Here is a 12,726-nt window from a genome sequence, read left to right as displayed (position 1 = left end):
TAGAAGATCTATCAGCTTTGCTATTTTAATCGAATTCCCCAACCAGCACACGGACTTTACGGCCATTGTCTGTATAGGGTCAGCTCTCTTTGCAAGTGTAGCCAAGCAGGCAATAAAAAACCCCCGGCAAGCCGGGGGTTTTGCAAACCACTCACGCAATCCGTTATTACATGGATTGAGTGAAGGTCCGGGTGATGACGTCTTGCTGTTGCTCCTTGGTCAAGGAGTTGAAGCGGACTGCATAGCCAGATACGCGGATGGTCAACTGCGGATATTTCTCCGGGTTTTCCATGGCATCGAGCAGCATCTCACGGTTCATAACGTTGACGTTCAGGTGTTGACCGCCTTCGATATTGGACTCGTGATGGAAATAACCATCCATCAGACCAACCAGGTTCAGACGTTGGGACTCTTCTTGCTTACCCAGCGCGTTTGGCACTATGGAGAAGGTATAGGAAATACCATCCTTAGCGTAGGCGAACGGCAGCTTGGCGACAGAGGTCAGAGAGGCGACTGCGCCCTTCTGATCACGGCCGTGCATCGGGTTAGCACCCGGTCCGAACGGTGCACCAGAGCGACGGCCATCCGGCGTATTACCTGTCTTCTTACCATATACCACGTTAGAGGTGATGGTCAGTACAGACTGAGTCGGGATAGCGTTGCGATAGGTCTTGTGGGTCTGGATCTTCTTCATGAAGCGCTCAACCAGATCGCAGGCGATGGAGTCAACGCGCTCGTCGTTGTTACCAAACTGCGGGTATTCGCCTTCGATTTCGAAGTCGATGGCCAGGCCGTCTTCGTCACGGATTGGCTTGACCTTGGCGTACTTGATGGCAGACAGCGAGTCGGCGGTCACAGAGAGACCGGCGATACCACAGGCCATGGTACGGATCACATCACGGTCATGCAGGGCCAGCTGAATCGCTTCGTAGCTGTACTTGTCGTGCATGTAGTGAATGATGTTCAGGGCGGTGACGTATTGGGTCGCCAGCCAGTCCATGAAATGGTCCAGGCGGTCCATAACATCGGTGAACTCCAGGTATTCACCCTTCACCGGCTCGGTCTTCGGACCGATCTGGATCTTCAGCTTCTCATCGATACCACCGTTGATGGCGTACAACATGGTCTTGGCCAGGTTGGCACGAGCACCGAAGAACTGCATCATTTTGCCGATGATCATAGGCGAAACGCAACAAGCGATGGCGTAGTCATCGTTGTTGAAGTCGGCACGCATCAAGTCGTCGTTTTCGTACTGTACGGAAGAGGTATCGATGGATACCTTGGCACAGTACTTCTTGAAGCCCAGCGGCAGCTGTTCAGACCACAGAATGGTCATGTTTGGCTCAGGAGACGGCCCCATGGTGTAGAGGGTGTTCAGGTAGCGGAAAGAACTCTTGGTCACCAGAGTCCGGCCATCCACACCCATACCGCCGAGAGATTCGGTTGCCCAAATCGGATCGCCAGAGAAGAGGGTATCGTATTCCGGAGTACGCAGGAAACGCACCATACGCAGCTTCATCACCAGATGGTCAACCAGCTCTTGAGCTTGTTGTTCGGTGATCAGACCCTTCTTCAGATCGCGTTCGATGTAGGCATCGACGAAGGTAGCGGTACGGCCGAAGGACATGGCCGCGCCGTTTTGTGACTTCACGGCACCCAGGTAACCGAAGTAGGTCCACTGCACGGCTTCTTGTGCGGTAGTGGCCGGGCCGGAGATGTCGCAACCGTACTTGGTAGCCATCTCTTTCAACTGACCCAGGGCGCGGTGCTGTTCGCAGATCTCTTCACGCAGACGGATAGTGGCTTCCAGGTCGTCACCGGCTTCCAGCTTGGCTTGCAGAGACTTGAACTGGGAGAGCTTGTCAGCCATCAGGAAGTCGATACCGTACAGCGCCACACGACGGTAGTCACCGATGATACGACCACGGCCATAGGCATCCGGCAGACCGGTAATGACGCCAGACTTACGGCAATTCATGATGTCCTTGGTATAGACATCGAATACGCCCTGGTTGTGGGTCTTACGGTATTCAGTGAAGGTTTTCTTCAGCTGCGGATCCAGAGTGCGGCCATAAACCTGGCAGGAGCTCTCAACCATCTTGATCCCACCGAAGGGAACAATGGCACGCTTGAGCGGCTTGTCAGTCTGCAGACCAACAATCTTCTCCAGACTTTGATTGATGTAACCGGCATCATGAGCAGTGATAGTGGAGGCAAGGTCAGTGTCGAAATCAACCGGCGCGTGAGTGCGGTTCTCTTCCTTGATGCCTTCCATGACCTTGTCCCACAGGGTAGTGGTGGCCTGGGTTGCACCAGCGAGGAAGCTTTCATCGCCTTCATACGGGGTGTAGTTCTTCTGGATGAAGTCGCGGGTGTTGACTTCAGTCTGCCAGGCTCCAGGTACGAAGCCTTCCCATGCCTTCAGACACTTTTCGTTAAGCTCTGCCATGTTGCATTACCTCTTCGGTATAGATGATCGAAGCTTCCGCTGCCATTAGTGGTGGCGACGGAAAATAAACCAATAAGTCAAACCAATCATACCACCACCACCTATGATGTTGCCGATGGTAACCGGGATAAGATTGTTGATGATGAAGTGGCCAATCGTCAGATCGGCATATTTAGCCGGGTCTGCGCCAATGGCTAGCCAGAATTCAGGGCCGGCGAAGGTCTGAATGGCGATGCCAACCGGGATCATGAACATGTTGGCAATGCTGTGCTCGAAGCCTGATGCTACGAACATGGCCACCGGCAGTATCATGATCAGGGCCTTGTCAGTCATGGTGCGGCCACCGAAGGCCATCCAGGCTGCGAGACAGACCATCAGGTTACACAGAATACCCAGCGCCACGGCTTCAACAAAGGTGTGATGGATCTTGTGCTGCGCCACATTTAAGGCGGTCAGACCCCATTGACCATTGGTGTTCATATACTGGCTGCTGAGCATGATGAGCGCCACCATGATGAGACCGCCTACCAGGTTACCGAAGTAGACAATGCCCCAGTTTTTCAGCATTTGCCCCCAGGTGATACGGTTGGCCGCACGAGCGACTAGCGTCAGCGTGGTGGAGGTAAAGAGTTCGCCACCCAGGATCACACAGAGGATCAAGCCAAGGGCAAAACAGATACCGCCTGCCAGCTTGCTACCACCTGTCGCAATGACAGTGATGTAGAAGACAAAGGCGATGGCGATAAAGGCACCTGCGGTGATGGCCAGCATAAAGGTCTTGGCGGCGGGCTTGGTGGCCTTGCCGTAGGTGATGTCTTCGGCAACGGCCGCGATGGCTTCTGGCTTCAGACAATCAAATGGAGATTCAGCTTTCACGTGATGGGCACCCGAGTTGAATTAATTTGGATTTGTACTGTCGTAATCATAGCAACAAAGCCAGGGGCCAAATTTGCCTTGGATCAATTTTGGCCAGATGCTTATGTAATTTTACTACATCTTTATCACACTATCTCGGGGCCGCTTTGTCCCATATGTGGCCAAATATTGTAGTTTAACTACACCTTGTGGGAGCAAATGGTGCTGAACCAGGTATCTGGACTACAGTTTGAGCTCGCTATTGCTCTAATAAATATACGCCCGAAAAGCTGAATGTAAAATGCAACAAAGAAAAAGCCCTCCGTAGAGGGCTTGAGAGGGCTTGCGGCCATAAACCGGCGAGGCTGTCGTTAGCGCCAAGTGGTAAAGCCGCGCTTGGCGGCTTGCAGTTTCTCGTAGGCGGCTAACAGCTTCTGGTGCAGAGGGTATTGGCTCAAGCTCAGATCCCCCGCCTGCAAGCCATAGAACCGCTCCTCACCGGCAATGTGGGCCCAGACTTGTTGCACCGTAACCGCCCCGTACAGGCGCTCAAAAGCGTGACGGTAGTGGCTGGGCTCGCGCCCGTCTGCGAGGTGCAGCTCCAGGCCCGCCTTCAGGCAACGGAAGAAGTTGGCGCGTGCTGGAGTGAAGACGGTGGCATTGAATTCCAGGGTCCAGTCGGTCCACTCCAGGGCTGTGGTCAGTTCACCGGCGGCCAGGGCCAGTAGACTCTTGAGCTCACCCACCCGCAGGGTCTGCCAGCCACTGCTTTTTTCGACTGCCAGGCCAATCAGTTCACGCACTCGAGTGCGATCATCGAAGCCCTCTTCATCTAGCATGTCGTAAAAAGCCATGTACTCATCGCGGCTGCCTTGGCTTTCCGGCAGCGCCAGCACCGCCTCCCGTAGACCGGCTCCCATATTGTTGTTGGCAATGACCAGATCCTCGGCTGGATAGATGTCGGACATGCCAGGTACCAGGATGCGGCAGGCATAGACGCCCAGGTGCTCATAGTCGGCAATATAAACCGGTTGTTCCAGCTCATGGAAGATACCAATCAGGTGGTTGAACTCCTGCTCTGTGGTGCCAGCAAAATTCCAGTCATTGAAGGGGAAGTCAGGCGTATCTTGGAACAGATCCCAGCTGATGAGCCCGGACGAGTCGATGAAGTGGGTTTCCAGGTTATGGTGATCCCCCACTTCTTCATTATTGAAGGAGGGGGGGGAGAAGACATCCAGATCTTTGAGGCTGCGGCCCTGCAGTAGTTCGGTGACGGTACGTTCGAAAGCCACTTCGAAGCGGGGATGGGCACCGAAGGAGGCAAAGCAGGTACCGTTGCTGGGGTTGAGTAGTATCACGCAGATGACGGGGAACTGGCCGTCCAGCGAGGCATCGTAGCAGAGGATGGGAAAGCCTTCGGCTTCCAGAGCGTCGATGGCCGCCTTGATGTCGGGGTAGCGAGCCACCACCTCGGCCGGAATGGTCGGCAAGCTGATGGCTTCGGCTATGACCCGATTTTTCACATAACGTTCAAATACTTCGGAGAGCGCCTGGGTACGCGACTCGGTGGCGGTATTGCCGGCGCTCATGCCATTGGAGACATAGAGGTTGGCCACTATGTTCATGGGAATGTAGACGGTCTGCTGGTTGTCTTGACGCACGAAAGGCAGGGCACAGATGCCGCGTTCTTCATTGCCCGATTGCAGGTCGATGAGCATGTCGGCGGAAAGTTCGCCTTCTGGATCGTAAAACTCCAGTGTGTACTCATCGAGCAGGCCGACAGGCAGCTCACCATCCTCCGGGATGGGGAACCACTGCTCGTTCGGGTAATGGACGAAGGGGCCATTGGCTACCGCCTCACCCAGATAGAAGTCGGCAAAGAAGTAGTTGGTCGAGAGGCGTTCAAAATATTCGCCCAGCGCCGAGGCCAGGGCCGCCTTCTTGCTGGCTCCCTTGCCATTGGTAAAACAGAGCGGGCACTCCTTGTCCCGGATATGCACAGACCAGACATGGGGCACGGGGTTGAGCCAGGAGGCCTCTTCGATGTCGAAGCCAAGGTCACGCAACTTATGTTGGAAACGTTCGATTGAGGCTTCCAGGGCCGCATCTTTGCCGGGAATAAAGGTCTGCATCAGGGGAGGTCTCTTGGAGTTGATTTGTTATCGGCCTGTTATCGGCCCGCTGGTGGCTAGTGTACTGATCCCCCGTGGCTCATGCCAGCTCGTAGCGGGCCGATTATTTAGCGCAGAAAGGAGATGATGCAGATATTGCAACAGACGGGATGCTGCATTGCAGAAAACGGCTTGCAGAGTTGCTGACAATCCGTAATCTGGTGAGTCAGATTTTTAATGTCTCCAGGGCAGGATGTAATGATGAAAAAAGTAGGCTTGATCGGTTGGCGTGGCATGGTGGGCTCGGTGTTGATGAGCCGTATGGTTGAAGAGAACGACTTTGCCAAGATCCAGCCGGTATTCTTCACCACCTCCCAGGCGGGACAGGCTGCACCGAATTTTGGTAAAGAGGCTGGCCAACTGCAAAATGCCTATGACATTGAGGCGCTGGCCGCTTTGGACATCATCATTACCTGCCAGGGTGGCGATTACACCAAAGAGGTCTACCCCAAACTGATGGCGACCGGTTGGCAAGGTTACTGGATCGATGCCGCCTCTTCACTGCGCATGGAAGAGAATGCGGTCATCATTCTGGATCCGGTCAATGGTCAGGTGATCGACCATGCTCTGGATCGTGGCATCAAGACCTATGTGGGCGGCAACTGTACTGTCAGCCTGATGTTGATGGGCTTGGGCGGTCTGTTTGCTAACAATCTGGTGGAGTGGGTCTCCTCTTCGACCTATCAGGCGGCTTCTGGTGCCGGGGCTCGTCATATGCGTGAGCTGCTGTCACAAATGGGTGCCCTGCGTGATGTGGTTGCTGCCGAGTTGGCCGATCCTGCCTCCGCCATCCTGGATATCGAGCGCAAGGTGACCGCTGCTATGCGTGATGAGAGTTTCCCGACTTCCCAGTTTGGGGCGCCCTTGGCGGGCAGCCTGATCCCCTGGATCGATGTGGCGCTGCCCAATGGTCAGAGCAAGGAAGAGTGGAAGGGAATGGCCGAGACCAACAAGATCCTCGGCCGCGATGGTAATCCTATCGCCGTCGATGGCAACTGTGTGCGTATCGGTGCCCTGCGTTGCCACAGTCAATCCTTCACCATTAAGTTGAAGAAGGATGTACCGCTGGACGATATTCACCAGATGCTGGCCAGCCACAATGAGTGGGTCCGCGTTATCGAGAACGATCGCGCCGTGACCGTCAAGGAGCTGACACCTGCCAAGGTGACCGGCACCCTGAATGTCCCCGTCGGGCGTTTGCGCAAGATGAATATGGGTAATGACTTCCTCTCTGCTTTCTCCGTGGGGGATCAACTGCTGTGGGGGGCTGCCGAGCCACTGCGCCGCATGTTGAACATACTGCTGGCTAAGGCGTAACTCATCGTTATTCGGTGTGATGAAAGACAAAGGGCTGCAAATGCAGCCCTTTGTCTTTCATCCGGCGTGAAATGAGAGGAAAAAGAGCATCAGGGGCGGGCCCAACAGGCTAAGTAAGAAGCCGGACACTACGGCTATGGGGACGACGGCCAAGCCACCCGCCTTTTGGATCACCGGCAGGGTGAAGTCCAGAGCCGTCGCGCCCCCCAGTCCGATAGCCGAGGAGGGGTGACGACGCATCAGGAGGGGGATCAATATGATGGCTAACAGTTCACGGGCCAAGTCATTGAGAAAGGCTATGCTGCCCAGCACGGGTCCCAGCTCACCCCCCACCACTATCCCCGAAAGCGAATACCAACCGAAGGCGGAGGCCAAAGCCAGGCTCTCATACCAGCTGTGTCCCAGCAGGGTGCCAGCCAGTAAGCCGCCAAGCCAACTGCTGAGGACTATGCTGCCCGCTATCTTAAGCGCCCAGCTGTTGAGCAAAATCTGTTTCAGGCTCATGCCGGAATTACGCATCTGGATGCCAATGAATAACAACAACACCATCAGGGCCCAGTTGCTCCAGGTGTGTACCGGTAAGCTCCCTTTTTCCAGCAGCAAGCCCAGCAAAAAACCGGCAATTACTACCAGCGCCATGCGTAGTGATTCGCGAGCCATCAGCCACTTGGATTGTGCGCTAAGAGCCTGCTCTTCGTGCAAGGGGGAACGCTTGCGATCCAACCACCAGAGCATGAGCAGGTTGGCAGAGCAGATGGCGCCAGCAAATAGCGCGGCACTTTGCAAAATCAGCACCAGATGTAGACCCAGATTTTCCACAAAAGCCAAGCCTATCCCCATCAGTGCGAGGATGAGGTAGACCATCTGGCTAGTGAGTTTTTGCAGGCGAGCAAGCCAGAGGCGAGAGTGCAGCGGAATGGCATATCCCAGCAGCAGAGGCAGCAGGATAAGCACTATATCGAGCAACATATCTGAACTCCGATAAAGGAAAAGATAGTGCCCGCCCAGAGCCAAAATGGCAATGAGCCAGAGAGCTAACGTCCTGCCGTAGCGTGAATTGGCGTGACTAGGGGATCTTTTAGTGAAAAGTGTGAGAAGGATGGGGTATTGACCTGTTAGATCCAACAGCCCGAAACCTAATACTTTTGACTATAATCAGAGACAAGTTTTGTGTACCGGTTACATCATTAAGGTCAGGGGGAGTTATGCAGGAATGTGGCGTGTCTGAGGTGAGAGCTGTGCCGGTCCACTCCACGCACGATCCTGTGCTTCGCGCCTGGATGAAAACCCAGGCTCCGGCCATGGTGGCTGCCCTTTCCCGCTTGATCCAACACCCCAGTTATTATCGCTGGGACGAGAGTGGCGCCCCTTTTGGTGCCGCCATCGATGCTTGTCTGGATGAGGCCATTGCCCTGGCAACCGAGATGGGATTTCGCACCTATCGCGACCCAGAGGGTTATTACGGTTATGTCGAGATGGGCACTGGGCCGGAGCAGCTGGCCATTCTGTGTCATGTGGATGTGGTGCCCGCAGGGGATGCCGCAGACTGGTTCAGTGCACCCTATGCCTTGGATGAGCGTCTGGGGCGGCTCTATGGTCGCGGTGTACAGGATAACAAGGGGCCGCTCATTGCCGCCCTGTATGCCATGAAAGCCTTGCAAGAGGCCGAGACACCACTGCGTCATACTATTCGTCTTATCCTGGGTACAGATGAAGAGAGTCTTTGGCGGTGCATCAGCCGGTATAAGGAACTTGAGCCGCTGCCGGATGCCGCCTTTACCCCTGATTCGGCTTTCCCCGTCATCAATGCCGAAAAGCGGCTGATCCAGGCTTATCTCTACGGCCCCCCTTCTGAAGAGTTAACCCTGGATTGTGGTGAGCTGTTCAATATTGTTCCGGATCGTGCTGGCTATGCCGGCCTGAAACAGAAGGCGTTGCAAAAACAGTTGGACAAGCTGGGATACCCCTGGCACGAGGTTCAGGGCAAGACTGTGGTGTTGGGCCAACAGGCCCATGCCTCGCGCTGCGATCGGGAAGGGATCAATGCCATTGTTCGTTTGACCCGAGCCCTGCAGGGGATTGGTTACCAGCATCAGGCGCTAGGTTTTTGCAGTTTGGTGGTGGGGAGTGATCCTCATGTCCGTGCCTTGCTGGGTGATGTATCCGATGAGGTGAGTGGCAAGTTAACCCTCAATCTAGCCTCGTTGAAGATGGATGAAACCGCCACTCAGATTGGCGTCGATATACGGGTGCCTGTCACCCTGCCGTTGGCCGACTTTCAAAAGATGATGCGGCAGGCGGTTAACCGCTTGGGCTGGCGCTATGAAGAGTATGATCATCTGGAGCCATTCTATACCCCCGCCGATTCCCCTCTGGTGTCGTCCCTCTGCAAAAGTTATAGCCAGGTCACAGGGCTGTCGAGTCAGCCCATTGCCTCTGGTGGCGTGACCTATGCTCGAGCGCTGCCGAATTGCATCCCCTTTGGTGCTCGTTTTCCCCATCAGCGCAGCCAGGCGCATATGCCCAATGAGAGCGTCATGCTCGAGGATCTGCTGATGGCCGCTGAAATCTACGCCCACGCTTTGTCGCATCTACAGCAGTTTGCACTGCGATCCAATTCGGGGCCCCAAAATTGAGATAACGCACTCTTATGCGTTCTTTTCGGCTGTTTATTGCATATGCAGCTTTTTTTTTGAATTAAAATTCGGTCTTGTGCTTCTCAATCCCGCATTCATCTTGTAATTTGTGAGCGTACTGGTTTTTTCAGACGCAAGCCTGGCGATTTCCTGAGCGAGGAAGCATCTGCCAGGGCTGTCTAACGCAAGAGACAAGGTTGTTGAGCATGAGCGACGTGGCCACACTGGAAGTCAAAGAGTTACATAAGTTTTTTGGCTCCCACGAGGTGTTGAAAGGCATCAATCTGACTGCCCACAAGGGTGATGTCATCTCCATTATAGGTTCATCCGGTTCCGGAAAATCCACCTTCCTACGTTGCATCAATCTGCTGGAAACACCGACCTCCGGTGACGTGCTGATCCATGGTGAATTGATCCGCATGAAGAGTAATCGCCTGGGTGAGCGACAAGCTGAAGATCGCCGTCAGGTTGAGCGTATCCGCTCCCGCTTGGCCATGGTGTTTCAGAGCTTCAATCTCTGGTCCCACATGACTGTGCTGCAAAATGTCATCGAAGTGCCCATCCAGGTGCTCAAGGTGCCCCGAGCCGAGGCTACCGAGAAGGCGGAGGCTTTGCTGCATCGAGTCGGCCTCTATGAGCGTCGTGACTACTATCCCGGCCATCTCTCTGGCGGGCAACAACAAAGAGCGGCCATAGCCAGGGCGTTAGCGGTTGACCCTGAAGTCATGCTGTTTGACGAGCCCACCTCGGCCCTGGACCCCGAGTTGGTAGGCGAAGTATTGCAGGTGATGCGCAGTCTAGCGGAAGAGGGGCGCACCATGCTGGTCGTCACTCATGAGATGGCTTTTGCCAAGGATGTGTCAAATAAGGTCATGTTCTTGCATCAGGGAATAGTCGAGGAGGAGGGAATACCGTCCGAGGTGTTTGCCAACCCCAGTTCCGAGCGTTTCAAACAATTTATTTCATCTGTGTATTAAGAGATTGCGAACCATACATCAAGGAGATAGACCATGAAGAAGGCATGCCTGGCGGTATTAGTAGCCATGACAGTAGTGGGTGGGGTTCAGGCCAAGGAGTGGAAGCAGGTTCGGATCGGTATTGAAGGTTCCTATCCCCCCTTTTCGCGTACTGAGGCCAATGGTGATCTGACCGGCTTTGATGTGGATATGGCCAAGAGCCTGTGTGAACAGATGCAGGTGAAGTGCACCATAGTGCAACAGGATTGGGATGGCATGATCCCCAGTCTGCTGGCTCGTAAGTTTGATGCCATCATCTCCACCATGGACATCACCCCGGAGCGACTGAAGCGTGTCGATTTCTCCGACAAGTATCAGCACGTTCCCGCACGCTTTGCCACTAAGAAGGGCACCAAGCTGGAGCTGACGGCCGATTTCATGAAGGGTAAAAAGGTGGGTGTACAGCGGGCTACCTCCATGGACTCCTACATCTCTGACAACTTCCCGGCTGCTGACATCAAGCGTTATGGCACAGCCGAAGAGGCTTACCTGGATCTGAAGTCCGGGCGGGTTGACTATGTGCTGGCTGACTACGCCTCGCTGCTGGATGGCCTCATCAAGAAAGAGGGGGGGGAAGGGTACGAACTGGTGGGGCCTGGCTTGACCGATCCACGCTGGTTCGGGATTGGTGCGGGTGTCGCTTTGCGTAAGGGCGATGGGGATCTGAAGGCCAAGTTTAACCAGGCCATCAAGGATCTTCGCGCCAATGGCAAGTATAAGGCGGTCAATGATAAGTACTTTGACTTTGATGCCTACGGCGAGTAACCCTCTTCCCATCTGCGTTGTTGGCGGGCCCAGTGCCCGCCTTTTCTGGATAAATTGATGTTTGATTTAAAAGGCTATGAGAGCTCACTGCTCGAGGGCGCCTGGATGACCTTGCAGGTTGCCCTGCTGTCGCTTTCCCTGGCGGCAGTGCTTGGCATGCTTGGTGCGTTGGCCAAGCTCTCGCGCCATCGTATGGCCAAAGGGGTGGCGACCGTCTATACCACTGTGGTCCGCGGTATCCCGGATCTGGTGTTGATGATGCTGCTGTTTTTTGGCGGTCAGGTCTTTGTCAATTTTCTTTGCACCCAGATCAATGAAGGGGTGAATAACTGGCTTACCCAAGGCAACCCTCAGCATGAGTGGACGGCCTATGTACCGGAATATATCGATATCAGCCCCTTTATTGCCGGTGTGCTGACCATTGGCTTCATCTTTGGCGCCTACATGGCGGAGACCTTCCGTGGTGCCATTCTGGCGGTCGATAAGGGACAACTGGAGGCGGCCCATGCCTATGGCATGTCACCGTTTCAGGTGTTTCGCCGAGTCCTATTTCCACAGATGGTACGGCATGCCCTGCCAGGCTTTGGGAACAACTGGCTGGTATTGCTCAAAACCACGGCTCTGGTCTCTGTGATAGGGTTGGATGACATGGTGCGCAAGGCGGCACTGGCGGCCGGCACCACCCAGTTGCCCTTTACCTTCTACATGGCTGTGGCCTTGATCTTTTTGGTTTTTACCGCCATCTCCACCACCTTGCTCAAGTGGGCAGAGCGCCATTACGCCATTCAGACGAGGTAGGGCATGTTTGATTTTTCCATTATTATTCAAGAGTGGCCTACCTACCTGCAAGGGCTAGGCAATACCGTCTGGTTGGTGGCGGTCTCGCTGCTGTTCGGGCTCTCCATTGCCCTTCCGCTAGCTATTTGTCGCAATAGTCAGAATCCGCTGCTGCGCCTGCCTGCCTGGGCTTACATCTATTTTTTTCGTGGTACGCCCATGCTGGTGCAGCTCTTCATTATCTATTATGGCGCGGGGCAGTGGGATGGACTGCGCCACTCCTGGGCTTGGGAGTGGTTCCAGGAGGCCTGGTTCTGTGCTCTGCTGTCGTTTTCGCTGAATACGGCAGCCTATACGGCGGAAATCATTCGTGGGGCGATCCGCACCATACCCAAGGGTGAGATTGAGGCGGCCCAGGCCTTTGGCATGACGCCTTGGCAGACCATGAGATGCATAGTGCTGCCCAGTGCGTTTCGTCGCGCCTTACCGGCTTATAGCAATGAGGTGATCTTCATGCTGCACGGCTCGGCTGTGGCGGGGATCATCACGGTTGTGGATCTGACTGGCGCGGCGAAGATCATCAATGCCCGTTATTACAGTCCGTTTGAGGCTTTTATCACGGCAGGACTCTGTTACATGGTGCTCAGCTTCATGATCGTCTGGTGTTTCCGGCGATTAGAGTTGCGTTGGCATGCCCATTTACGGCCAAGAAGCCTCTAGGTTCTACTGCCCTGAACACG

At 54.7% G+C, this 12,726-nt stretch carries 10 protein-coding genes; 6 read left to right on the top strand and 4 right to left on the bottom strand.

Annotated features, from left to right (window positions below; genetic code table 11):
- Positions 1-166 precede the first annotated feature (166 nt).
- From pflB to ycaO, 3 genes are all read right to left on the bottom strand, one after another.
- Positions 167-2,449 (bottom strand): formate C-acetyltransferase, encoded by a 2,283-nt coding sequence (gene pflB, locus ACZYTD_RS06490; protein WP_463890445.1) that lies wholly within the window; start codon positions 2,447-2,449, stop codon positions 167-169.
- A 45-nt stretch (positions 2,450-2,494) separates the two neighbouring features.
- The gene (gene focA / locus ACZYTD_RS06485; protein WP_463890443.1) at positions 2,495-3,325 is read right to left on the bottom strand and encodes a formate transporter FocA; all 831 of its coding nucleotides are present in this window, start codon (positions 3,323-3,325) and stop codon (positions 2,495-2,497) included.
- A gap of 350 nt (positions 3,326-3,675) precedes the next feature.
- The gene (gene ycaO / locus ACZYTD_RS06480) at positions 3,676-5,436 is read right to left on the bottom strand and encodes a 30S ribosomal protein S12 methylthiotransferase accessory factor YcaO (protein ID WP_463890441.1); all 1,761 of its coding nucleotides are present in this window, start codon (positions 5,434-5,436) and stop codon (positions 3,676-3,678) included.
- 240 nt (positions 5,437-5,676) lie between these two features.
- Here ycaO and asd point away from each other — a divergent pair, with 240 nt between their 5' ends.
- A complete protein-coding gene (gene asd / locus ACZYTD_RS06475) occupies positions 5,677-6,792 on the top strand; it encodes an aspartate-semialdehyde dehydrogenase (RefSeq protein WP_463890547.1) in 1,116 nt (371 codons plus the stop codon).
- 57 nt (positions 6,793-6,849) lie between these two features.
- Here the strand turns inward: asd and ACZYTD_RS06470 are convergent, their stop codons facing one another.
- A complete protein-coding gene (locus ACZYTD_RS06470; RefSeq protein ID WP_463890439.1) occupies positions 6,850-7,761 on the bottom strand; it encodes a LysO family transporter in 912 nt (303 codons plus the stop codon).
- Between the two features lie 251 nt (positions 7,762-8,012).
- On the opposite strand from ACZYTD_RS06470, the gene ACZYTD_RS06465 reads away from it, so the two are divergent.
- The 5 genes from ACZYTD_RS06465 to ACZYTD_RS06445 all read left to right on the top strand — a co-directional run bounded on the left by ACZYTD_RS06465 (position 8,013) and on the right by ACZYTD_RS06445 (position 12,706).
- On the top strand, positions 8,013-9,428 hold the full coding sequence (locus ACZYTD_RS06465; protein WP_463890437.1) for a Sapep family Mn(2+)-dependent dipeptidase: 1,416 nt from the start codon (positions 8,013-8,015) through the stop codon (positions 9,426-9,428).
- 206 nt (positions 9,429-9,634) lie between these two features.
- Positions 9,635-10,405: an ABC transporter ATP-binding protein gene (locus tag ACZYTD_RS06460; RefSeq protein ID WP_463890435.1), complete on the top strand. Its 771-nt coding sequence runs from the start codon at positions 9,635-9,637 to the stop codon at positions 10,403-10,405.
- A 33-nt stretch (positions 10,406-10,438) separates the two neighbouring features.
- On the top strand, positions 10,439-11,209 hold the full coding sequence (locus tag ACZYTD_RS06455; protein ID WP_463890433.1) for an ABC transporter substrate-binding protein: 771 nt from the start codon (positions 10,439-10,441) through the stop codon (positions 11,207-11,209).
- Positions 11,210-11,266: 57 nt separating this feature from the next.
- Positions 11,267-12,007, top strand: coding sequence for an ABC transporter permease (locus ACZYTD_RS06450; RefSeq protein WP_463890431.1), 741 nt, complete (start codon positions 11,267-11,269; stop codon positions 12,005-12,007).
- A 3-nt stretch (positions 12,008-12,010) separates the two neighbouring features.
- The gene (locus ACZYTD_RS06445; protein WP_463890429.1) at positions 12,011-12,706 is read left to right on the top strand and encodes an ABC transporter permease; all 696 of its coding nucleotides are present in this window, start codon (positions 12,011-12,013) and stop codon (positions 12,704-12,706) included.
- The last annotated feature ends 20 nt before the right edge of the window (positions 12,707-12,726 follow it).

The sequence above is a fragment of the Pseudaeromonas sp. HNCC25DJ180 genome (assembly GCF_055413345.1).
Note: the sequence above shows the minus strand (reverse complement) of the source record. Positions and strands in the feature narration are given on the sequence as shown.